Genomic DNA, 25312 nt, shown 5'->3' on the forward strand with positions numbered 1-25312 from the left:
TTATTTTTTTTTAATGCCAGTGCTATTCGAAAACAGCACTGACAGATTTTATTTATTTACAATTACTTTTAGTGTTTTCTTGATATTGGCAGTTTCAAGCACTACAATATACATATTGCTTTCAGCATCAGGTAACTGAATTTCAGTTAATACTTTAGAGGACTTCAGCGTTTTTACCAATTGTCCGGAAACAGAATAAAGGCTTATCTGCATGTTGGCTAATTCTTCTGCAGGGAAATCTGCTTCAACAGTGATAACTTTTCCTGCCTGAATTGGATTTGGATAAAGTTTCGCAGCCAACGATTTTTGTACGGTAATTTTAGAAGTACAAGTGCTCAGTATTTTTCCGTCTTTGGTCGTCAGTTTTACACTAAAGTCTGCAGAAGAATCTAACGAATTAGACAAATCATCTCCTGCCGAATAGTATTGGCCAGTTCCAACCAGCTGACCATTTTTGAACCATTGGTACGACACAAATTCGTAACCTCCGTTAGTCTGAGGATTGTTATTGATAAGCAATAAATTATTGAATTTTTGATGCACAATATCATAGAAACCAAACGGTTTTTCTACAGTTAAAGCATAATTAGCAGTTACTGTTCCATCTTGTGAAGTCACCGTAACATTTTGTGTATAAATTCCCGGTTTAGGCGTCGTAATCGTAAAATTGGCAGAAGGCGTAATAGTTGCACCTGTTTCGTTTAAAAAGGCAACATATACATTATTTTCATCACATCCCATTATATAATTAATGTCCTTGGAAGGATTCTGATATACTTTATTGCCTAGTGTAATTTTGCTAACGGTTACATCATTGTTTTTGATTACAAGAAGTTGCTCGACAGTAGTAGCAGGCAAATAGTTATCATTACCGTCCTGATGTGCAGTAATTAACAAATCGCCTGATCGTAACAAATTAACGAACCCAATTGCCGAAACATTAGCAGGTGGCAGGGCAGAAGTGTATGTAAAAGAATAACGAATTGGTAAACCTGAACTCGAAGTCGCTTCTAAGTTGAAGTCGTTGACTGCTCCAAGGATTTTTGCAGGTATAGCACCAAAAGTAATCTGTTGCGCTGCTTTATTAATAGTCAGTTTTGCCGTAAGTGTAATTGATGAACAATTTGGCGTAGCTGCTGTAGGTGAAACTATTGCAGTAACGGTATAAATACCGGCATTAATAGCACCATTTAAAGTACTTGCTGTTGGCGTAATAGAATACGCTACTGTAGCTCCAGCAGGAAGATTGGCAACCTGTACTGCATGAAGATTTCCATCAAAAGTAGCTATTGCATCGCTAAAAGTGACCTGATCTAACGGAGACGCTGTTACAGTAACCGTTTGATTTTGACTTGAAGTGTTTCCGTGTCCGTCATTATAGGTCCACGTGATTGTATGCGTTCCTGCGTTTGTGTAGCTTAAAGGATCGGTTGTTGTAGCATTTATAATTCCGGCACAGTTGTCAGTAGCTGTCGGCACAGGAATCTGAGCTGATACAACAGAACAAGTACCCGTAATAGCAGGTAAAGTTGCTATATTAGGAATTGGTGCTGTTACATCCGGAATTGTTATAATCGTTACAGGTTTTGTAACCTGACATCCGTTTGCATCTGTAATGGTTACCGAATAATTTCCTGCCGTAAGTCCAGTCGCTGCAGCATTTGTTCCTCCAGCCGGTGACCAAACATAAGTGTAGTTACCAGCTCCGCCTGTTGCAGTAACAGTGGCAGTAGCATCGGCTGCTCCAATACAAGTTACATCAGTTTGTGCAACCGTAACATCAAGGATAGAAGGTTCAGTAATAGTAACCGTTTCAGTTATGCTGCAAGTATTGGCATCAGTAACCGTTACGGTATAAGTTCCCGCCGCAAGTCCTGATGCAGTTGCAGCAGTTCCTCCTGTTGGCGACCATGTATAAGTATATAAACCCGTTCCTCCGGTTGCCGTTACTGTTGCAGTACCGTTATTAGCACCGTTACAATTTACGTTTGTTGACGCAATTGAAGCTGTAAGTGCAACAGGTTCTGTTATGATAAAGCTTTGTGTTGCCTGACATAAGTTAGCATCTGTTACCGTTACGGTATAAGTTCCTGCGGTAAGTCCTGTTGCTGTTGCAGAAGTTCCACCTGAAGGTGACCAGGCATAAGTATATGCACCAGTTCCGCCAGTTACATTTACTGAGGCAGTTCCGTTGGTTTCGCTATTACAAGAAACATCATTTTGACTTCCTGCAGAAACCACTAATGGAGCAGGCTCCGTTATAACAAAATTTTGAGATGTAGTACAATTATTGGCATCTGTTACAGTTACCGTATAATTTCCTGGATTAAGTCCTGTTGCTGTTGCTGCCGTTCCGCCAGATGGTGACCACGCATAAGTATAGGTGCCTGTCCCTCCGGTAACATTCACAGTAGCAGAGCCATTGTTTTCTCCGTTGCAGGAAACATCAGTTTGATTTCCTATAGAAGCAGTTAACTGAGTTGGTTCAATAATAGTAACCGTTTCAGTTGTACTACAAGTATTGGCATCAGTAATTGTTACGGTATAAGTTCCCGCTGCAAGTCCTGATGCAGTTGCAGCAGTTCCGCCAGTTGGAGACCATACATAGCTGTAAGCTCCAGTTCCGCCCGTTACAGAAACAGTTGCAGATCCGTTTGTTCCTCCGTTACAACTTACTTGTGTTGGTGTAATTGTTGCAGTAAGAGCATTAGGTTCTGTAATTGTAAATGCTTGTGTAGCCTGACATAAGTTGGCATCTGTAATTGTTACGGTATAAGTTCCTGCTGTAAGTCCTGTTGCTGTTGCAGAAGTTCCACCTGAAGGCAACCATGAGTAAGTATATGCTCCGGTTCCTCCTGTTACAGTTACAGAAGCTTGTCCTGTAGTCGCAGCATTACATAATAAATTGGTTTGAGAAGGAGTAACTGTTAAGGCTGTTGGTTCTATAATTGTAAAGTTTTTTACAATAGAACATCCATTACCAGAAGTTATTGTTACACTGTAATTACCAGCTGTAAGATTACTCGCTGTATCACTATTTCCGCCAGACGGTGCCCATACATAAGTAAAAGGTCCCGGAGCTCCTGATGCAACTACACTGGCTGAACCTGTGTTTGTACCATTACATAAAACATCAGTTTGACTTGTAGCAGCAGTTAAGGTATTTGTGGTTGTAATAATAAAGTTTTTTGTTATTGTACAGCCATTTGCGTCTGTAATTGTACAAGAGTGATTTCCTTCTGCTAATCCCGTTGCTATTGCACTTGTTTGTCCCGAAGACCACGAATAAAAATAAGGGTTTACACCGCCGCTAACAGTTACACCTGCCTGGCCAGCTGATGAACAGGTTGCATTTATTTGGCTTGTTGTAGCACTTAGGGCTACAGGTTGAACAATATTGATGGAATTCGTTACGAAACAGCCATTATTGTCAGTAATTAAACAGCTATAATTTCCAGGTGCCAGACCAGTTGCCGTTGCTGCAGTACCTCCAGAAGGTGACCATAGATAAGTATAATTGCCATTTCCGCCCAAAGGAACTACAGTAGCAGTTCCGGTTGTTCCGCCATTACATAATACATCAGTTTTACTAATTGACGATGTTAAAGACGCAGGTTGATTTATTGTAATACTTGCTGTAATAGTACATGTATTTCCATCTTGAATAGTTACAGTATAAGTTCCTTGAGAAAGTCCTGATGCAGTCGCAGCGTTACCTCCGGTAGGTGACCATGAATAAGTATATCCTCCAACTCCGCCAGAAGCAGTTACAGTTGCAGATCCGTTAGTTCCTCCATTACAAGAAACATCAACTTTTGTAATTGTAGCAGATAATGCAGAAGGACTACCAACAGTGACAGGCTGAATCAATTTACATCCTTTTGAGTCCGTAATTGTACAAGTATAATTTCCGGCAGAAAGCCCTGTAGCAAAAGCTGCAGTTCCTCCAGAAGGTGCCCATGAGTAAGTATAAGTAGGAGTTCCTCCGGATACCGTTACGCTTGCAGTACCATTAGCCCCACCAAAACAACTAACTCCTGTTGAAGCTGTACTTGCTGAAAGTGCTGCTCCAGGCTGGCTGATGCTAAAGTTTTGAGATGTCATACACTCATTATCATCGAAAATGGTTACAGTATAATTTCCAGCGGATAAGCCTGAAGCTGTAGCTCCTGTACCACCAGACGGTGACCAAGAGTAAGAGTAAGAACCGGTTCCGCCTGTTACATTTACGGTAGCTGATCCGGTTGTATCTCCATAACATTTTACATTAACAGTTGCTCCCTGAGAGGCAGTTAATGGGGTTAAAGGTTCTGTTATTGTAATTGATTTTGTAGTTGAGCAGCTGTTAGCGTCTGTGATTTTTACAGTATACGTTCCTGCCATTAAACCGGTAGCAGTAGCAGCTGTTCCTCCTGATGGTGCCCATAAATAGGTATAAGTTCCTATTCCTGTTCCTCCGGTTGCACTTACAGTTGCAGATCCAGTTGCAGATCCGTTACATAATATATCAACTTGCGAAGATGTTACAGCTAAGGCTGCAGGTTCAGTAATAGTAAAAGGTAAAGTTTTTTGACATGAATTAGCATCGGTTACGGTTACTGTATAAGTTCCAGCGGCCAATCCTGATGCAGTTGCAGCATTACCACCAGTAGGTGACCATGAATATGTATAGCCACCAGCACCTCCTGTAGCTACAACAGTTGCAGTACCATTAGTTCCATTATTGCAGCTTACATTGTTTACTGTACCTTGTGATGCTACTAATACTGGTGGTTCAGTTATTGTGAAATTTTCTATTTTTTCGCATAGGTTAGCATCTTTAATCGTTACACTATAAGTTCCCGCTGTAAGGTCGCTTATAGAAGCAGTAGTCGCATTGTTAGACCAGAGAAAGGTATAAGGAGCTGTTCCTCCGGTTGGGCTAACTGTTGCAATACCAGTTGCAACACCATTACAAGCAATATTAGTTTGTGATGCGCCTGTAATAATAGTAGGTATTGTTAATGTTCTTGCTGAAGATGTAGCTGCAGGTGTACATAAACCTGTCGTTACAACTCGGTATACATATCCATTTATACCGGCAGTAACACCTGTTATGGTAAGTGTTGCTGTAGTTGCTCCGGAATAAGGAGCAATATTTGGAATATTAAAGAAACCAGCACCTTGATTTACCTGCCATTGATATCCGGTAGCATTGGAAGCAGCAACGGTAAAAGTAGCATTTGTACCTAAACAGGTAATACTATTACTAGGTTGTGTCGTAATGGCTGGTGCAGAATTTACGGTAAGAGCTGCAGCGTTTGAAACAGCTGCCGGCGTACATCCACCTGTAGCGACAACTCTGTAAGCATAACCATTTAATCCAGCAGTTGCTCCGGTTATAGTAAGTGTTGTAGTAGTTGCTCCAGAGTAAGGAGCTCCATTTGCAATATTAGAAAAACCAGCACCCTGATCTACTTGCCATTGATATCCGGTAGCACCAGAAGCTGTAGCAGAAAAGGTAGTATTCGCTCCTGCACAGATTGTACTGGCAGAAGGTTGTGCTGTAATACCCGGTGCAGAATTAATAGTAAGTGCGGCAGCGTTTGAAACTGCATTTGGTATACATGTACCTGTAGCGACAGCTCTGTAAACATATCCATTAAGTCCAACAGTGGCTCCTGTTATAGTAAGTGTAGCTGTAGTGGCTCCTGAATAAGGTGCTCCATTTGAAATATTAGAAAAACCAGCACCCTGATCTACCTGCCATTGATAGCCAGTAGCATTCGAAGCAGTTACAGAAAAAGTGGTATTGGCTCCTGCACATATGGTAGAAGCTGAAGGGTGCGCTGTTATAGCGGGAAGAGGATTAACCGTAATGACTACAGTAATCGGTGTACCAGGACAACTATTAAGGCTGGGTGTTACGTTATAAGTAACAATACCATTGCCACTAAGAGTCTGATTGATAGAAGTTCCCGAACTAGCAGAAGTACCAGTAACTGTACCACTTGTTGTCACAACTGTCCAGGAGAATGTAGCACCACCTGGTGTTGATGTTAAAGCAATATTTGGAGAAGTTCCGCTACAAATTGATGAAGAAGCAGGTGTTGCTGTAGCTACAGGTAAAGAAGTTACATTTAATTGTGCCAAACCATTCGACGCAATTGTATTGGAGCATGAACTTGTAAGTACAACTCGGTAAGAATAGCCATTCATTCCAGAAGTAATAGAACTTATGCTAAGGTTTGCAGTATTAGATCCGGAGTAATTAGGACTAGCTCCTCCATTGGTAATATTGGTGTATCCAGAGCCGCTGTCTACCTGCCATTGATAAGTTGCAGTATTTGTTGCAGCAACTGTAAATGAAGCAGTTGACCCTGTACAAGCTGAATAAGAAGCAGGCTGGGTCGTTATTGATGGCGATGAAGCTGCTAATGTAGGTTCTGTTATTGTTACAGTATGGGTTGTAGGACATCCAATATTATCTGTAGCCGTAACTGTATAAGTTCCTGCAGTAAGATTTGTTGCAGTTGCTGCTGTTCCTCCAGAAGATGACCATGAATAGGTATATGGAACAAAACCACCTGAAGCTGATACGGTGGCTGAACCGTTGTTTCCGCCATTGCAAGTAACATTGCTTTGTGCAGTTGTAGTAACGATCGTATTAGGAACGGTTAATGTTGCCGGATTAGAAGTAGCTGTGCCAGTTCCGATTGCAATACATCTATAGGTGTAACCGCTCATAGCTGCCGTTACTCCTGTTATGGTTAAAGTTGCCGAAGTTACGCCGGAATAAGGTGCCGTATTAGAAAGGTTTACGAAACCGCTTCCTGTATTTTGCTGCCATTGATAACCAGTGGCATTCGTTGCCGTAATTGGAAAATTAGTGGTACCGCCAATACAAAGCGTTCTGTTAGGCGGATTACCAGTAATTGCTGGTGGTGTTCCTAAAAAAGGAGCAGCTGATGGCATGGTAAGTGAAATATCAGAAAGTGTCCAGTTTGCCGGATTCATGACTGCGGTTCTAATTTGTGCTATAGTAGTAATAGGATCAGTACTGCTTAGATTAAACTTTGCAGCGCTGGGAGTAGAACCTCCTGTATAAAATGCACTTGTACCTGCAATTAGAGCCGGAGGCCTGATAGAGCCATTTGTTCCGTTGGCACAGGCATCAGGATCCCAGGTTGCCTGAGAGGTTCCCGGTGCAGTAGCACAACGAAAATAATGTAATCCACTAATAAGGGTAACTCCGCTTCCGGTAACAGAGCCTGCACCGCCTTGAAAAGCGATAACCTGATCTCCCGTAAAAGATAAATTTAGTCCATTTGTCATAGTTCCTTCGGTAATAACTACGGTACCATTTGTTGTTGTAGCACCAGTAGCCACGTTATAAGTCGAAGCAGTCATACCTTTTATCATGACCTCTGTTCCTGCCGCAATAGCAGTTCCACTAGTCCATGAAATGGATCCTTCGTTACCACTTACAACTTGCCAGGTTAAGGTTTCAAAATAGCCTCTGTCTGTAAAATTAATTACAGTCCCTGCAGGTATAGAGGTAAGAAGTACAAACGAAAATACATCACCACCATCGGTTTGTGAGAAATTTGAATCGTAGCCGGTAAAAATAAGGTCACCGTTTGCCAGAGTCTGAGAATTCACAATGTAGCTTTGTAAAAATATCCCCAAAAACAGGGCGATATTTAAAAATTTTTTGATTTGAGAGTAAAAATGTTCCATAATTAAGATAGTTAAATTATAAAGTGGCAAATTGTTCACCGTTTTTGATACCAAAAGCGAGCAATTTATGCCCACTCATAAACCCTTCATCCGTATAAACTGTGTTGATACGCAATTGGGTATTATTATAACATTGTATGATTAATCCCTTGTTTTCATTTATTTCTAAAATAGTTCCGGGAGCATGCTGATCTGCGCGCAGTGTATCCGTTTGTGAGACTTCTACTATTCGTACATTTAAACCATTCCAATGCGTGTAAGCTCCTTTATTCCAGGGATTACATGCATTCACTAAAGCCTGAATTGATTTTGAATCCTGATGTTCCCATTGAATGCTGACATCAGCAATAGTGGGTTTTTTATAGTATTCCGCTACTGTTTCATCCTGATGCATACCTTCATCATTACGATGCAGAAGCGTTAATACTTCTGGCAAAATATAAGAAGCGAGGTACGATAAATGAGTGCATAACATTCCATGTGTAAAATCTGTATGCAGCGGAAGCGTTTTTCGCAAGATTATTTTTCCCTTATCAATTTCTTTTTCGATAGCGTGAACAGAAATTCCAGTTTCATTTTTTTGTTTTTTGATCGATTGAAAAACAGGATCTGCTCCACGCATTTCCGGCAACAGACCATAGTGGAAATTATAAAACAAATTAGGATGTTGTCTGATCAGTTCTTCAGGGACTTTCCATGGAAAAGTCATTGTAAAAATGAATTTAAGATCCTTAATTGCCGTGATTTCCTGAAGCTGAAATTTTAGTTTCGATTTTTCAATTATTATTAAATTAATTCCTGCGTCTGAAGCAAAAACAGCACAAAAGGCTTTTACATCTTCATTTTCTACAGGTACTCCAATAGAATGTAGTCTTCCAAGGCTATGTAAAGTTTGTATAGCCGGAAAAGCCATTCTGTTATTACATAAAATCACTATGTCTCTTATAGTACTCATGATTCCAGGCAGGCATAAGAATTAATCCAGGAATTTGAAGGTATATCTTGAACAGCCAGAATATGATATTGTAAGCGTTCACGTTCTTTCTCCAAGTCTGAAACTTCAGTTATATTTTCTAAGAGGCAATTGCCTGTTTCTTCATTTTTGGTTACAGTAGCGTAATATAGTGGTGCTTCGGAAAACCCAGTGTTTGGATTCATGTATACTTTTCCTCTCGGAGAGTCAACAGCAATATTGTCTAATGACTGGCCATCTGAATTTGTAATAAACAAAGCAGCTTCCCATCCTAAAAGAGAAAAGAGATTCGCTTTCTGCTCTTTAATATTTTTCATCGTAGCTATAAAATCTACATTTTCCTTATTGTCAGTAACTGAAGACCATGCAACTGCACAGCTCCAGTTGTATCCTGGATAAGGTATTTTATTGAGCCATAATTCTTCGGCTGTAAAGCCACTTCCGTATGTTTTTGAAGAAGCAATATTTTTTAATTTTGATGATTCTCTAAAGAAATCTTCTGCCATGTCTCCGCAAAATGAGGTAAATATGGAGACATCCTTATGCTGTTCAATATATTGATCTAATGGACTTAAGTTTAGTTCTGAACGTTTCAAAGGAGTAATGTGGTTATAACTAATAGTGGCTCCTTTGTCTTCTGCAGCAGTCAAATAGGTGTAGGGTGGGCGATATCCTGCATCATAAAAAGAACAGGTAAATACAAAATTATTTTGACCTTCTTCGATAGCTTTACGAACAATAGCCCGTGAGCATAAATTACCTTCTAATGAAATGAAATAAACGTTAGATAATTTTTTTTCAAAATTTTGAAAGTGGTAACCGCTGTCTAATACAATCAGTAATTTACCCGAACTTTCAAAAAGCGGTTGTATAAATTCAGCAGTAACAGGGTTTATATAAGCAATTATAATATCTGTACCATTTAAGAGTAATTGTTCAGAACAAGTATAAATTTCCTTATTGTTACCGCCAACTCCTATACTGGCAGTTACAATTTCATGTTTTTCGTCGTGGCTTGTTTTTTTCAGCGCAGATTTAAATCCATCCATTATGTCAAAAGACATCGAAGGGTAAATGACAGATCGGGGCAGGAGTAAAGCTATTTTCATAAGCAATTGAATAGATATTTAAAAAAAACAAAGCAACCCATTAGAAACTCTAATGGGTAATTCATGTTAGTTTCTTGAAGGGAAAAGTCCCTGAAGGCATATTATATAATTCAGGCCCAAATAAGGCTGTTGAATTGACATAGGCTGGTTATTTCCGGTTTGTCCTATTGTTATTACAGCTGTTACTGGCTTTAAAGCACTATCTGGTGTAGCTGTAGAATAAAAATTAGGTAAAGAGGCCAGACTGGCATCTGATGCAGACCCTGTATCTCCTGTATCTGCAAACGCCTTTAATGTCAATGAACCCTGAGCTGCATGTGTATGCAATGGCAGATTTGAAAGAGTTGCCGTTACAGTATTTGTACCAGTTTTGGCACCTAATGGAAATTGAGTAATTCCTTGCGCAGGACCTGTTCCTGCAGCAATTCGTCCTCTAAAATCAGGCAATTGAAAGGTTTGAATTCCGTTACCTCCGTATGTAGTCCCTAAAAGACTGAATAATGCCACGTTAGTGTTAATATTAAGTGTTTGACCCGCACAAATTGCCCAAAATTTAGGTGCAAAATTTCCAGCGAATAATCGAATTTCTGAAATTATTCCTTCCATAATTATTGTTTTTAGTTAGTTTCTAGTTGGAAAAATACCCAGCATACAAATAATGTAATTTGTAGAAAGATATGGTTGTATAATACTGAAAGGAGTAGTGTTGCCTGTATTTGTAAGAGTAACCGTTGCCGCAGCGGTTTTTAGCGTATCGTCGCCTGCTATTGCGGTATAAGCTTTTGTTAAACCGGCTAAAACATTTCCTGTTGGTGATCCTGTATTTCCTGGTGCATTAACGGTAGCTATTGCAACTGACCCGGTTCCAATATGACTATGTGTAGGCATTTGATTTATGGTCATGGTAGTTGTTTCTGTTCCGCCTATCTGACCTAGTTCAACATTAGGCAGACCTATGCCCTGACCAACACCAACTGGAACACGGCCACGAAGATCAGGAAGATTAAATGTTGATACACCATCTCCGCCATATGTGGTACCTATTATGGCAAAAAGAGCATCATAGTTAGCAATACTTTGTGAAGACCCATCGCAATAAGCCCAATTTGCTGGTGGGAAGTTTCCGGCAAATAATCGGATTTCTCCTAAATTTCCTTCCATAATTAATATATTTTTAGATTTAAATTATAGTTTTTGAGTTTGTTCGTTTATGAGCGGGGAGGAAAATTTCCAACTAAACAGATCATGTAATTCATGCCCAATGTGGGTTGAGTTATAGTGATTTGCTGCCCCGAGCCAATTGGCCCAACAGTTACACCGAATGCAGTAGGTTTCATATCATCTTCACCTGGTGCTGAACTGTACATATTGGGTTTAGCGGCAAGAGTGTTTCCAGCAGGCGTATCAAGATCACCTGCATCCGAATAAGCGGGAATTGAAATCGAAGCCGAAGAGACATGTGTGTGTGAAGGGAGTTCTAAACTTGTTAGTGTTATCCCATTTGTTCCGGATATCTGACCTAAATCATAATCTGATAAACCTACTCCCTGACCCCTTCCAATAACTGTACGACCGCCCAAATTGGGCAGTGCAAATGTAGTGGAGCCATTTCCGCCATATGTGGTACCTATAATAGCAAATAATGGTGTGTTGCTTTGTACCGCAAGTATCTGACCATTACAAAATGCCCAATTGACGGGTGCATAACTTCCTGCCATTAGACGTATTTCTCCAATTGTTCCTTCCATAATTATATTGATTTAAATAGTTAATGATTAGATTTAGTTTTAGATCACGACTATTTTTTTTATAAAACAGAACGCTACAGTATTTTTAATAGAACGCTAATTTGCTTTTTGTAGAGTGACTATATATAATTCAGATTTTGAAACAGAAACTTTCAAAAAGTAAAACCTTTCGAAGATTTAGCATTTTGTTTTATACCTCAATAGTATTGTATGTTAATTAATGCTGCTTGTTTAATTTCATTTTAAAATTAGATATCTATTACCTATCACAAGAAAAAGATGTTACAGAACAGCTTTTTTTTGTCATGAAATCTACTTTTTAGTGTCAGATGGATTGACTGAATAAACAGACTCCTCTTTCACTTAAAAAATTAAAATTTATAGAAAATTTAATGGTGGGAATATCTTTTTAAGGCTTGTAGAGATGGGGCTTTATTTGTTTGAACGAATAAATTTACAAAAAAATAACGTAACTATCAGAACTACAGACTTTTTTTAAAGTAAAAATCTTATTTAATACTAAACAGGAGCAACCGGGCTTTAATTCGGTTTACGACTATACTATTTAACGATTCCTGAAAAAAAGTCTGCATTAAAAAGCGCAAACCTTTTTAATGTAATTAAATTAGGGTTAAAAAATAATGGCGAAATTAATAAGACTTCATTTTTTTATAAGTTTTAATCATTTAAATTGAAAATCGATCCGGTTATTGCTGTAAAATGGCAAAACTTAGAGAGATCTTTCCTGAAGTAAAGGATTATTTTGTCACATCGACTAAATTTGTAAGGTGCGAAAAGTTATTATCTACATATTCATTTTTCTAATCGTATCCAATATTGGGTTCTTTCAGCAATTTTATAAATTGCCAATATTGATTGAGCATTACAAAGAACATCAGCAAAGGCAAAACGTAAGTTTTATTGATTTTCTCGAGATGCATTATTGGGGAGAAGATATCAACGATAATGATTCTGACCGTGATATGCAGCTTCCTTTTAAGCATATTTCGAGTGCTTCCTTTCAAGTTGTATTTGTTCCGGCAGAAAAACATACATTTGATATTCCTTTTGTTGCTGATTTTTCAGCGTCAGATATCATTCCGTTTACTTCAAACTTATATTCTAATCCTGCTTTGTTTGCAGTATTCAGACCTCCATTAGCATAATTTAATTTTCGAAGATTTTTATTGTGGTTAAGGCATATTTATGTTTTGACCATGACATTATTATTTCAAAAAAATTAAATTATATTATGCTCAATAAGATCATTCAGTTCTCAGTTAAAAATAAACTGGTAATTGGTGTCTTCACCTTGCTTTGGATTATCTATGGCGTCTTTGAAGTTACCCGTTTACCAATTGATGCCGTTCCTGACATCACCAATAATCAGGTTCAGATTATTACAACAGCCCCGTCGTTGGGCGCAGAAGATGTAGAACGTTTAATCACTTTTCCTATAGAACAGGCGATTAGTAATATCCCACAGCTGAAGGAAAGCCGTAGTATTTCCCGTTTCGGACTTTCGCTTGTGACGATTGTTTTTGATGATGATACAGATGTGTATTGGGCGCGTCAGCAAGTATCAGAACGTTTGCAGAAAGTAGAAATTGCCGAGAATGCGAGTATTCCGGAAATGGCGCCTGCCACTACCGGATTAGGCGAAATTTATCAATATGTCCTGAAACCGCAGCTGGGTTATGAAACGAAATATTCTCTGGAAGACCTGCGTACAATCCAGGACTGGACAGTTCGGAGACAACTTCTTGGAACTCCCGGAATTGCCGATGTGGCCACTTTTGGCGGAAAGCTAAAACAGTATGAAATTGCCGTAAATCCGTCAAGATTAAAAGCGCAAAACCTTACCATAAAAGAGGTTTTTACCGCATTGAGCAGTAATAACGAAAATACGGGAGGCGCTTATATCGAAAAAGGACCAACAGTCTTATATATCCGAAGCGTTGGTTTGACCCGAAACATAAAAGACATCCAGAATATTATTGTAAAAAATACACAGGCAGGAACTCCCATCCTGATCAAAGATATTGCTGAGGTAAAAATGTCTTCGGCCATACGTTACGGAGCTTTGACGACTGATGATATTGGCGAATCTGTTGGCGGAATCGTCATGATGCTGAAAGGCGAAAATGCCAATAATGTTATCGTAAATGTCAAAAAACGCGTTGCTGAAATCGAAAAGATTTTACCAAAAGGGTTAAAAATTGAACCGTTTTTAGACCGTACCAAAATGGTCGATAATGCGATTGGTACAGTGCAGAAAAACCTGATCGAAGGGGCCTTGATTGTGGTTCTGGTTTTGGTACTTTTTCTGGGCAATCTACGAGCGGGATTTATCGTGGCTTCCGTGATTCCGTTAGCGATGCTGTTTGCTATTATTATGATGAACACCTTTGGCGTGAGCGGAAACCTGATGAGTCTCGGCGCTCTTGATTTTGGTTTAATAGTCGATGGAGCTGTTATTATTGTCGAGGCCATATTACATCATCTTCACAGTGCCAAAAAATACAAAGGAATCGAAAATATTTCGCAGGAAGAAATGGATAAAGAAGTAACAGGTTCTGCAGGCCGAATGATGAATGCGGCTGTATTTGGACAAATTATTATCCTGATCGTATACCTGCCAATATTATCATTAGAAGGAATAGAAGGTAAAATGTTCAAACCAATGGCACAAACTGTTGCCTTTGCAATTTTAGGCGCTTTCATTTTATCGCTTACCTATGTACCTATGGTGAGTTCATTATTTATTAGTAAAAAAGTAAGTCACAAACCCAATTTTTCTGATCGGGTTATGGCAAAACTAGAAGTTTATTATGAAAAATGGCTGGCAAAAGCATTACAGTTTAGAAAAGGGATTATTGTTTCGGCATTGGTTCTCTTTGGGATTGCCCTGCTTTTATTCAGCCGAATGGGAGGTGAGTTTATTCCACAACTTGAGGAAGGAGATTTTGCGGTAGAAACCCGTTTATTGTTAGGAACCAATCTTTCGACGACAACAGAAACAATTCAGAAAATTTCATCAGCGTTAAAGAATAAATATCCGGAAGTAGAAAAAGTAGTTTCGAGAATTGGTAGTGCCGAAATCCCGACAGATCCAATGCCTATTGAAGGCGGTGATATGATTATTGTTCTAAAGGACAAATCAGAATGGACAAGTGCTTCTTCGTTTCCGGAACTTGCTGATAAAATGACCGAAACGGTAAAAGAAGTCGCTCCGGGAGTGACAACTGGTTTTCAGTTTCCGGTGCAAATGCGTTTTAATGAATTGATGACCGGAGCCAAACAGGATTTAGTTTGCAAAATTTATGGAGAAGACCTTAATAAATTGGCGCAATACGCAGAGCAATTGGGTGCAATAAGTAAAACCGTCGAAGGTGCTACAGATCTTTATGTAGAAAAAGTAACGGGAATGCCTCAAATCGTGATCGATTATGATTGGGCCGAAATGGCGAAATACGGGATTTATGTTTCAGATATCAACCAAACCGTAAATGCTGCTTTTGCCGGAGCTGTGGCAGGAAGTATTTACGAAGGCGAAAAACGCTTTGATATGGTGGTAAGGGTTGAAGCGAGCGGACGAAAAGACATCTCTGATGTTCGTAATCTGTTAATTTCGACACGTTCCGGAATGCAGATTCCGCTGTATCAGGTCGCATCTGTAAAAGAAGTCGAAGGCCCTAATCAGATTCAGCGTGAAGATGCTAAAAGAAGGATTATTGTTGGTTTTAATGTCAGAGGACGTGATGTAGAATCTATTGTCGAAGAATTACAGAAAAAGGTCAACAGCCAGATCAAATTCGATCCCGGATATTATATTACGTATGGCGGTACTTTCGAAAACCTGCAGCAGGCAAAATCACGTTTGGGTGTTGCCGTTCCCGCAGCTTTATTCATGATTCTGGCGTTATTGTATTTTGCTTTTAGATCCTTTAAAGAAGGCATTATCATTTTTACCGCAATTCCGTTATCTGCAATTGGTGGTGTTTTTGGACTAGCCTTACGCGATATGCCTTTTAGTATTTCTGCCGGTGTTGGTTTTATTGCGCTGTTTGGCGTCGCCGTATTGAATGGTATTGTTTTAATATCCGAATTCAACCGAATACAGAAACAGGGTGAAATTACAGACCCGCTCCAAATTATTATTACAGGAACCAAAAACAGGTTACGTCCCGTATTGATGACGGCTGCTGTGGCTTCTTTAGGATTTCTGCCAATGGCTTTGAGTAACGGAGCAGGAGCAGAGGTTCAGCGTCCGCTTGCAACTGTCGTAATTGGCGGACTGATCACAGCTACTTTACTGACTTTGTTTGTACTTCCGGCGATTTATTTAATGACGTATCACACAAAGGTGTTTTCGAAAAAAATTAAAAAACATAAAATGGATAAACTGACTTTATTGCTTGTTGCTTTATTGATTACAGCTTCAACTCAGGCACAACAAACTTCAATATCTCTGGATGAATCGTTATCAATAGCCATTCAGAATAATAAAAGGGTAAAATCAGCCCGACTGAACGAACAATCAAAAGAACAATTGCAAAAATCAGCGTATGATATTCCTAAGTTGGCTTTAGATGCAGATTATGGACAGTTTAACAGTGGTATCAATGATACGCGTTTTGGCGTGAGCCAGACTTTTGCTTTTCCAACACTCTACAGCCATCAGAAAAAAGCTTTGCAGGAAAACTATAATGCGGCAAAAGCGGTATCACAATTAACGGCACAGCAGATTAAGTCGAATGTGAGAAACTTGTTTTACTCTTACATCTGGCTCAACAGTAAAAAAGAATTATTGGCTTACGCCGATTCTATTTACAGGCTGATGGAACAAAAATCAGATTTGCGTTACAAAGCAGGTGAAACCAATGTATTGGAGAAAAGCGCTTCGCAATCAGCACGACAATTTTATACCAATCAGCTTACAATGGTCAATAAAGACATTGCCATTACGCTGAAATCATTTAATACCGTGCTTCAGGATAGTATTATTCACGTTCCGTCAGCAGTAAATATCAAAAATGATTTTAGTATTTCGTTAAACGAAAAAGCAAATACAGCTGAACTCCCTCAGATCAAACTTTCGAATCATGAAGCCGAAGCCGCTAAGTGGAAATGGAAAAGTGAACAGGCCAAAATGATGCCGGACATTACTGTAGGATACAACAATCTGAGTATTATTGGAGCGCAAACCAGTTCAGCCGGACAAGAAGTTTATTATGACAGCAGTCACAGGTTCAGTTATGTAAATCTGGGATTAGCTGTGCCTTTGTTCTTTTCGAGCCAGTCATCACGCAATAAAGCAGCCAAAATTGAATATGAAAATTATAAAATGATGGCGGAGACGACAAAAATCGAAATGACTACTGAACTTGCAAATGCTGTAAGTGAAGTTGAAAAATATAAAGAAAGCCTGAATTATTATGAAAATGAGGGACTCAAAAATGCTTCGGTTATTATCGATGCGGCCAACAGCCAGCTGGAGAACGGAGATATCGATTATCTGCAATGGGTTTTGGTAGTCAATCAGGCCATTACGATCAAAAATGAATATCTGGACAGGATTAATGATTACAACAAAGCGATCATAAACCTGCAAACCCTTAATAATTTATAATAGAATGAAAATATATATCATCACAATTTTAGCTCTTTTATTCTTAGCTTCCTGTAAAGGAGATAAACAAGAACAACAAAGTAAAAAAGAGATCCAAGAAGAAGAAACTATCCAGCTAAGCCCTGAGCAGGTTAAGAATGCCGGACTGATCGTGGGCAATCCCGAAGAAAGAAATGTAAAAGGAATATTGCAGCTTCAGGGAACGGTGACTGTGCCGCCAAAGAGTGTAGTGACAGTTAGTATTCCGCTTGGAGGCTATATCAAAAAAACCGACTTAATGGCTGGAATGCACGTTAAAAAAGGGCAATTGTTAGCCGTGCTTGAGGACATGCAGTACATACAATTGCAACAAGATTATCTAACGGCGAAAGAGAAATTTCAATTGGCTAAAAGCGAATACGACAGGCAAAAAGAACTGAATGCAAAAAAAGCGAGCAGTGACAAACTGTTCGAGCAAACGGCGACTGAAATGCAGACGCAACGCATTTATATGTCATCACTGGCGCAGAAATTAGCATTGCTGAATATTAATGTAAAGACGCTTACCGCTTCGAATATCAGTAAAACAGTTGCTATTGTTTCGCCTATAAATGGCCTGGTTTCTAAAGTAAATGTAAATGTGGGTAAATATATTGCACCAACAGATATGCTTTTTGAATTGATGGATAGGAGTGATATTGTTCTTGTGATGAATGCTTTTGAGAAAGACATTCATTTGCTTTCGACAGGACAAACCGTTACTGCCTTTTCTAACTCCAACCCGAAGAAGCGATACAGTGCGAAAATTTCTTATATCAACCAGAGTCTCAACGATGATCGTGCAGCAGAAGTAATCTGTAAAGTCAATACATATGACAGCTCGTTGATTCCCGGACTTTTTATGAATGCTGAAGCAGAATTTGAAAATGAAAAAGCCATTACAGTTCCGGAAGACGCTGTAGTAAGATGGCAAGGCAAGTTTTTTGTTTTTGCTGCTGCCGGAAATAATAGGTATAAAATGGTTGCGGTAGAACCCGGAACAACAAGCGAAGGCTACCGTCAGATAAAATCTTCACTGATCAATGCATCATCAAAAATTGTAACAAAAAATGCTTACACACTTTTGATGACTTTTATGAACGGCGGAGACGAATAAAAGTTTAGTTTAGTTAATTGTGAAAGGGGGAATAGTGGTAAAGCTATTCCCTTTTTTGTTTCTCTCTATTTCTGAATCGTTCTCAGTGCTTTTTTTATGATGTAAGCCGTTTCTTTTGAAGTACTTTTTCCCTGCCATTCAGCACAAACATCCAATACAAATTGAGGCTTGGTTTTACTGGCATCATTCAGCCAGTTGGCTACGCTGTTTTGTACGTACTTTGAGCTGTCTGATTTTAAAGGCTCCAAAAGAGGCAGACCCAGTTCCGGATGTTGTTTTAGCCGCTCAATATGTTCACTCCAGACACCTCTTGGACGGGTCGCTTCACTGGCAAAGCGCCTGATATTCTCATCTGAATGATACACCCATTTTGATAAAATTGCCAGACTTTCATCAAGATTTTTGATTAAGGCAGCTCGTGTAGCAAGCCAGCATATTTCTCGCACTCCAAAATGTTGGTCTGCCGCAAAAGGCTGCATCTGAATCAGTATGTCTTCAATTGGCAGTATATTGTTTTTGCCAATTGTGTATGTCGCCCAACAGCGCACCAAATCTGATGGGTGTAACTTTATTAATTCTAAAATTTCAGTATCATTTTCTTGTATCGCCAATTCCAGTAAACCAGTTCCTATTGCTTCATTAATGGTGTTGACCGTTTGTTTTTTCAAAGAGTCAAGGCGGTCAATAATAGGTTTTAAATACATAGTCCGTTTGGATTGCTGAAGCAGATTGCCCAGCAGCACTTTCTGATCTACGGCAAGCCATTCTGTTAAATTAGCAGTTTCAATTTCCCCCTTGTTCAATTGATTTAAAACAGATGCCGGAATATCTTTTGTAGAACGCGATCCTTTGCGTTTTATTTCATTCATAATGATTGTAGTAATTCGTCAATATCAAGTCGGTTTCTATAATCTGCATCAGCAAATTTATAAAGAATCGAACCATCACAATCTACTACAAAAACAGCAGGAACAGGCAAAGTATTGTCATGATTTTGATTGAATTCTTCCAGATGTATTCCCATTGCGTGATAAGTGGGCAAAGCAAAATCCTGAAGCTCAAAACTAAGCCCAAGTTGTTTGGCCAGCATATTGTTGGTATCGGTTAAAACGTCAAACGTCAAAAGATGTTTTTCAATAAGCTGCATACTTTGATCTGTACTTTGTGGCGAAACAGCTAAAAGAGTAACATTTTTATGGGTGATTTTGGTGAGGTTTTCCTGAAGTGCCCTAAGTTCTAAATTGCAGTACGGACACCAGCTTCCGCGAAAAAAAGCAAGTATCATTTTTCCTTTTCGAAGAATGTCTTTAGAATTGATCAATTGGTTTGCTGCATTGGGCAACGAAAAAGGAATTAGTTTGTCACCAATTTGTGCAATTTTATACTCAATATTTTGTGTTTTCAGATCGGCAACTGATCTTTCGAATATTTCTAATACTGTTACAGGTACCTGTTGAGTCAATTCCTTGTTAAGGCTTTCTATTTGCTTTGCCAGAGTATTCATGTCTTTTTAATTTGTTTATTTTTGTAAAGGTTTAAAATAGATTCAACATGGGCAATACCGCATAATATTGTCTCATAGGGATAAAAAAGTCACTATTATGGAAATACAGGAGAAAGCAGCCGAAAATAAAGTTTGTCCCTTAGAAATTGCAGTAAATACGATCAGCGGAAAATGGAAAATTCCTATCGTCTGGCAAATAAATGAAGGAAAAAAACGTCCCAGCGAATTTTTGCGCGGTATTGGTAAAGTAGACAGACGTGTTTTGAACCAGCAGCTCAAGGAAATGGAGCAGGACGGAATTCTGACTAAAGAATCTTTTAACGAACTTCCTCCACGGGTAGAATATTCTCTTACGGATATCGGAAAAAAATTGGTAGAGGCGCTGTGGTTGTTAAACGACTGGGGAAAATTACTGATTGACAAAAAAAAGGTTTAGTTTTGCGTTTAGACCAAACTTATAGTAAAACTCATATTCAGGTACTTTATGAAGGCAGTTATTTTTGACATGGATGGCGTAATTATTGATTCGGAACCTTTTTGGCAAAGAGCAGAATTTGAAGTTTTTTCATCATTGGGCGTATCGTTAGAAAAGGAATTTACTGATCTGACCAAAACAATGACTACTATAGAAGTAACGAAGTTCTGGTACGAAAAATTTCCCTGGGAAAGCCACAGTCTCGAAGAGGTTGAAGAAATGGTAATCTCAAGAGTAATGGAGTTGATAGGGGAGATTGGTGCCGAAATAAACGGTATCGAATTCTTTATTAAAAAACTGAAATCAAATGGTTTTAAAATTGGTTTAGCCACAAATTCGCCATATAAAATAATACCCGTAGTTTTAGAAAAAGCCGGGATTGCTTCCTATTTTGACAGTATATTCTCAGCAGAATTTGTGGAGTTTGGCAAACCTGATCCCGCTATATATTTAATGACATCAAAAGAACTGGGCATTGATCCTGAAAACTGCATTGTTATAGAAGATTCTTATTCCGGAATGCTCGCTGCTAAAAATGCGGGTATGAAAGTAGTAGCCTTTACTAACGGAAATCAGGATCTGAATCTAAGCTTAGCCGATTATAAAATGGAAAGTTTTCTGGAACATGAATTGACTATATTTTCATGATGGCAATCTTATTTAAGCAGTCTGAACCCCAAAAATATACCCGACTAATGCCGACATAGCCATTGCAAAAGTTCCCCAGATGCAAATGCGCAAAACCGCTTTTATCATTTTTGATCCGCCTGCTTTCGCAGCTAATATTCCGGATAATGCCAGAAAAAGTATCGAGAAACCGTATTGATAGAAAACCATGTCTTTGATGGGCGCAAAAAACGCCACAAGAACGGGTAACAAACCTCCAACAATAAACGATACAGCCGATGCAAAAGCTGCCATCAGCGGATTGGCCTGTGTGATTTCGTTTATTCCGAGTTCATCTCTTGCGTGAGCTTCAAGTGCATCATGAGCAGTTAATTCCGTGGCGACTTGTCTCGCCAATGTTTTGCTTAATCCTCTCTGAACATAAATATCTGCTAGTTCTTCAAGTTCAGTTTCCGGCATCGTTTTAAGCGCGAAACTTTCTCTTTCTAAATCAGCAGTTTCTACATCAGATTGCGAACTTACAGATACATATTCCCCTGCAGCCATAGAAAGTGCGCCGGCAACCAAACCGGCTACAGCAGCAAGTAAAATAGGTTCTCTGCCAACACTTGCAGCGGCAACACCAATCACCAAACTGGTCGTAGATAGAATTCCGTCATTGGCACCCAGAACGGCAGCCCTAAGCCAGCCGCTTCGATTAATATAATGATTTTCAGTTTCCATAGCGTTAATTTAATTGAATGCAATTACCTCTGAATTCTTCCTATGAAATTACTTCAAAATAGCTTTGCTTATCGACGGAAAGGCAATAGAATGATTCTAAATTTTATAAGGCAAATTCTTAGTCACGAATAATTCGCAGGAACCCAATTCAGCATAAAAAAATACAAATGTAAAACCTTTGCGACTTTGAGTCTTTGCCACTTTGCACCTTCCTAAAAAAAGAGTCCCCCAGTTTCATAAGGTTTGAAACTGGGGGACAATAAAAAAAATAAAACACAATTTTTTAGAACGAATATCTCAATCCAAGCTGTCCCTGGAATCTTGAGGCTAATTGATCTACAGTATAGGGTGTAGCCGTAGGTTTCTGGAATGTATAAGTTGGATCGCCAGTAGCAACTCCACCTAAGTTTCCTGATTTTGTTAATCCTAAATTGGCTGTTGAATTGTAAGTGTTTGGAACGAAATAACTTCTTCCCCAATCTTTGTTGATAAGGTTTCCGACATTCGCCATGCTAAAGGAGATCTGGAATGTACCAACTTTTGTAACTTTGATTTCATCCATTAATTTCAAATCTGCCTGAATGTTCCAGGGCGTAGTATCACCATTTCTTTGAGTGAATGTTCCTCTTCTGCTTTTCAAATAATCATTTCCGTTGATGAAAGCTTCATAATCTGCCACTTGTTGAGCTGCTGTTGCAGATGGTACACCCGTAGCACTTACGCCGATATATTTAGCTGCTTCTGCTGCATCTTTAAAGATATAAGCCAATCCGGCTGCCTGTCCTGTTCCTGCAATTGTTGAGTTAACAAATCCCCATGAAAACGGATTCCCTGATTGCGCATTAAAATAAACGTTGGCAGAGAACGTATTGTTGTCAGCTAATTTTACAGCATATCCTACATTAGAAACGATTCTGTGTTTGATATTAAAATTAGAAGTAGCCAATTGAGGATCATTAGGAGTCAAAGACTGATTCATCTGGAAATTACTTTCCATAGAGTTTCTGATTCCATTTGTAACGTCTCTTGAATCTCCGTAAGTATAGGCAACCATAAAGTTTAAACCAAAATCATAGGTTTTCGAAACCATTTCGGTAATGCTGTATCTGTATCCTTTATTGGTATTGGATAATAGGTAAGCATTAGAAAAAGCAGGATTTATGTTTGCTGCATAAATGGGCATTTGGTGATTGGTATCATAAGAAAAATAAGTAGGGTTGTCTGTCTTGTTTACCTGTTGAAATTCAAGATCACGAATTACTTTTGTATAAATACCTTCAGTTGTAAATTTATATCCGCCAATAATTTTATCAATAGCAAGAGAATTTCTTAAAACAGCCGGCATTTTGAATTTATTGTCTACTAAATCCGCCTGTACTTTTGGCGTTGCATCATGATATCCATTTAAACCGTTGTTGGCCAAAGGATCACCTGCTGCCGCAACCTGTGCAGGAGTAAGGTTATTTTTGTCATAACTTCCGTAACCTACACCATCATTATAATAGGCATATCCTAACCATGCAAACGGGATTCTTCCTGTAAATACTCCTGATCCGCCTCTTATAACAAGAGTTTTATCTTCGTCTACATTATACGTAAATCCTACTCTTGGAGACACTAATGCAGTGCTGAAAAAGTTATTGCTAATTTGGCTTAACGGGGTATAAGTGTATGTGTTGCCATAGTTAGGATCAGCAGGAGAATTTTGTACTTGTGGGCTTAATTTAGGTTTATTGGGCAAATCAGTATAATCAACTCTTACACCAGGCGTTACTTTTAGTTTGTTGCCAATTCTGATTTCATCCTGCGCATAAACACTGTATAGGTTTACTTTGAATTTAGCATACGGATTATTAAAAATATCATCTCTTGTAGAGCCGTCAAAAGGATAAGTTCCACGAACACGAGTAGGAAGCTTATTGTAAAAGTCTGACAGCGATTTGTATGAAACTCTTCCGTTTAGCGCATTTACGAATCCGTAATTGATATCGTAGAATTCGTTGTGCGTACCAAATAATAAAGTATGATTTCCTGTTTTATAAGTAAGGTTGTCAGTGATTTCGGCAGTATTTTGTTTCATATTAAAGACTGTTGCTTCACGATCATTTCCTAAGAAAATAGTTCCTCCGTTGTACCCAATTTCCGCCTGAGGAAACATGGCATTTGATGATTTTGGATCACGGTAATCTTTAATAGCCGAGTAACTTGCAATAAATGAGTTCGACCATTGGCTGTTAAAGTGGCTTTTTAATTCTAAAACCGTACTGCTGGATTGGTTTTTTTGCGTAAAATCCATGCTTGAAAACCTAAAGTTTGCTGCGTCACGCTCTAAGTTAGAAGCTTGTGAGATAACAGTATTATTTCTTAACGAAAGGGAATGCTGGTCATTAATTTTCCAATCTAATTTATTGAAGAATTTTTGACTTTTTGCAAAGTTGTTGTAGGCACCATAACTTCCCGGATCGAATCCGTAATTAGTTTTAACGAAGTTAGAAATTTGCTCAGCTGTAGCATTATCTACCAATGAAGTTAATTTTCCGTTAGAATCGGTTTGTCCTGCATTATAAAACAAAGGATCTGTTCGCTCTGCATATTCCATGTTGGTGAAGAAGAACAATTTGTCTTTTATAATTGGCAAACCTAATCTGAAACCAATTTGATAATCTCCAAAAGATTTTGGCATTTTCGATCCGTCACCTGCATTATTTGGACCTGTTATGGCGGCATTTCTACCATAGCTGTAAATAGATCCTGTTACTTCATTTGTTCCGCTGCGTGTAACAGCATTTACGCTTCCTCCTAAAAAGTTACCTAACTTAATATCATAAGGAGCAATATAAACTTGAATATCCTGTATAGCATCAAGACTTATAGAATTAGAACGTGTACTGCTTCCGGGCATTCCTGAAGTTCCGGACTGACCACCTAAAGAAGGGCTAAAACCAATCGCATCATTATTGATAGATCCGTCAATTGTTACGTTATTGTATCTAAAGTTGGTACCGGCAAAAGAGTTGTTTGAACTTTGCGGAACCAGCTTGGTAACATCCTGAATTCCTCTGTTGATTAAGGGTAAGCCATTAATTTTTTTCTCATTAATGCTTGTTCCGTTATTTTTAGAAGAAGGTTTAGAACCTGTAATAACCACTTCTTCTAATACATTATTATCTGTTTTACCAACCACAATTGCTGGTAAATCATTGTCACCTAATGCTAAATGTATTTGTGCATTAGAATAATCTTTGGTACCTGAACTTTTAATTTCAAGTTCGTAAGGTCCGCCGGCATTTAAATTTTCGAAACTAAATCTACCTTGCTTATCTGTTACAGCTCTGTAGACTGCGTTAGTAGGTAAATGTGTTAATGTAACCTCAGCGCCGGTTAAAGGGCTTGTACCATCGCTAACCTTTGCAGATAAAGATGAGGTTGTAATTTGAGCAAAAATGTTTCCCATAACAAGAAGCATAAATGCCGTAAAAAAGAGTTTTAGTTTTGTCATGTTGTTTTTAGTTTTTATTTGACAAAGAAACTCCCTTTGTTTCGATCGGATTTAATGCTTTTGTTAACTTAAAATGATAAAACAATTCATTGTTAACCCAGGATTATGAAGGTGTTATTTGAAGAAAAAGAAATTAGCTCTTTAAAATCAACTACTTGCATAAAATGC

The 25312-nt window shown here is 38.7% G+C and carries 15 protein-coding genes; 5 read left to right on the plus strand and 10 right to left on the minus strand.

Features of this window, described 5'->3' with window-relative positions:
* Positions 1 to 48 precede the first annotated feature (48 nt).
* From B0A67_RS14560 to B0A67_RS14585, 6 genes are all read right to left on the minus strand, one after another.
* Positions 49 to 7719 (minus strand): T9SS type A sorting domain-containing protein, encoded by a 7671-nt coding sequence (locus B0A67_RS14560; protein WP_072953937.1) that lies wholly within the window; start codon positions 7717 to 7719, stop codon positions 49 to 51.
* Positions 7720 to 7735: 16 nt separating this feature from the next.
* Positions 7736 to 8674 carry a formyltransferase family protein gene (locus B0A67_RS14565; RefSeq protein WP_084074427.1) on the minus strand — a complete coding sequence of 313 codons (939 nt, stop codon included), beginning with the start codon at positions 8672 to 8674 and terminating at the stop codon, positions 7736 to 7738.
* On the minus strand, positions 8671 to 9801 hold the full coding sequence (locus tag B0A67_RS14570; protein ID WP_123887413.1) for a type 1 periplasmic-binding domain-containing protein: 1131 nt from the start codon (positions 9799 to 9801) through the stop codon (positions 8671 to 8673). The genes B0A67_RS14565 and B0A67_RS14570 overlap by 4 nt, the downstream gene beginning before the upstream one ends.
* 66 nt (positions 9802 to 9867) lie before the next feature.
* Entirely contained in the window at positions 9868 to 10407 is a 540-nt protein-coding gene (locus B0A67_RS14575; RefSeq protein WP_084074425.1) for a phage tail protein, read from the minus strand.
* Positions 10408 to 10422: 15 nt separating this feature from the next.
* Positions 10423 to 10962: a phage tail protein gene (locus tag B0A67_RS14580; protein WP_207557344.1), complete on the minus strand. Its 540-nt coding sequence runs from the start codon at positions 10960 to 10962 to the stop codon at positions 10423 to 10425.
* Positions 10963 to 11009: 47 nt separating this feature from the next.
* A complete protein-coding gene (locus tag B0A67_RS14585; RefSeq protein ID WP_084074419.1) occupies positions 11010 to 11549 on the minus strand; it encodes a phage tail protein in 540 nt (179 codons plus the stop codon).
* Positions 11550 to 12421: 872 nt separating this feature from the next.
* Between B0A67_RS14585 and B0A67_RS14590 the strand changes: the two genes are divergently transcribed.
* The 3 genes from B0A67_RS14590 to B0A67_RS14600 all read left to right on the plus strand — a co-directional run bounded on the left by B0A67_RS14590 (position 12422) and on the right by B0A67_RS14600 (position 18316).
* Positions 12422 to 12715 carry a hypothetical protein gene (locus B0A67_RS14590; protein WP_242670968.1) on the plus strand — a complete coding sequence of 98 codons (294 nt, stop codon included), beginning with the start codon at positions 12422 to 12424 and terminating at the stop codon, positions 12713 to 12715.
* Positions 12716 to 12801: 86 nt separating this feature from the next.
* Positions 12802 to 17181: a CusA/CzcA family heavy metal efflux RND transporter gene (locus B0A67_RS14595; protein WP_072954259.1), complete on the plus strand. Its 4380-nt coding sequence runs from the start codon at positions 12802 to 12804 to the stop codon at positions 17179 to 17181.
* Between the two features lie 4 nt (positions 17182 to 17185).
* Complete coding sequence (locus tag B0A67_RS14600; protein ID WP_072953924.1) at positions 17186 to 18316, plus strand: efflux RND transporter periplasmic adaptor subunit; 1131 nt, start codon at positions 17186 to 17188, stop codon at positions 18314 to 18316.
* A gap of 65 nt (positions 18317 to 18381) precedes the next feature.
* Here the strand turns inward: B0A67_RS14600 and B0A67_RS14605 are convergent, their stop codons facing one another.
* Together B0A67_RS14605 and B0A67_RS14610 are read right to left on the minus strand one after the other, a co-directional pair.
* The gene (locus B0A67_RS14605; RefSeq protein ID WP_072953922.1) at positions 18382 to 19185 is read right to left on the minus strand and encodes a DNA alkylation repair protein; all 804 of its coding nucleotides are present in this window, start codon (positions 19183 to 19185) and stop codon (positions 18382 to 18384) included.
* Complete coding sequence (locus B0A67_RS14610) at positions 19182 to 19820, minus strand: peroxiredoxin-like family protein (protein ID WP_072953920.1); 639 nt, start codon at positions 19818 to 19820, stop codon at positions 19182 to 19184. Before B0A67_RS14610 ends, B0A67_RS14605 begins: the two co-directional genes overlap by 4 nt.
* Positions 19821 to 19917: 97 nt before the next feature.
* On the opposite strand from B0A67_RS14610, the gene B0A67_RS14615 reads away from it, so the two are divergent.
* Positions 19918 to 20256, plus strand: a complete 339-nt coding sequence (locus B0A67_RS14615) for a winged helix-turn-helix transcriptional regulator (RefSeq protein WP_072953918.1) — start codon at positions 19918 to 19920, stop codon at positions 20254 to 20256.
* A gap of 48 nt (positions 20257 to 20304) precedes the next feature.
* Positions 20305 to 20943, plus strand: coding sequence for a hexitol phosphatase HxpB (hxpB, locus tag B0A67_RS14620; protein ID WP_072953917.1), 639 nt, complete (start codon positions 20305 to 20307; stop codon positions 20941 to 20943).
* A gap of 12 nt (positions 20944 to 20955) precedes the next feature.
* On the opposite strand, the gene B0A67_RS14625 is transcribed toward hxpB, so the two are convergent.
* Together B0A67_RS14625 and B0A67_RS14630 are read right to left on the minus strand one after the other, a co-directional pair.
* Positions 20956 to 21645 (minus strand): VIT1/CCC1 transporter family protein, encoded by a 690-nt coding sequence (locus tag B0A67_RS14625; protein WP_072953915.1) that lies wholly within the window; start codon positions 21643 to 21645, stop codon positions 20956 to 20958.
* Positions 21646 to 21928: 283 nt separating this feature from the next.
* Positions 21929 to 25144 (minus strand): TonB-dependent receptor, encoded by a 3216-nt coding sequence (locus tag B0A67_RS14630; protein ID WP_072953913.1) that lies wholly within the window; start codon positions 25142 to 25144, stop codon positions 21929 to 21931.
* Positions 25145 to 25312 lie beyond the last annotated feature (168 nt).

The sequence above is a fragment of the Flavobacterium aquidurense genome (assembly GCF_002217195.1).
Taxonomy (GTDB): domain Bacteria; phylum Bacteroidota; class Bacteroidia; order Flavobacteriales; family Flavobacteriaceae; genus Flavobacterium; species Flavobacterium frigidimaris.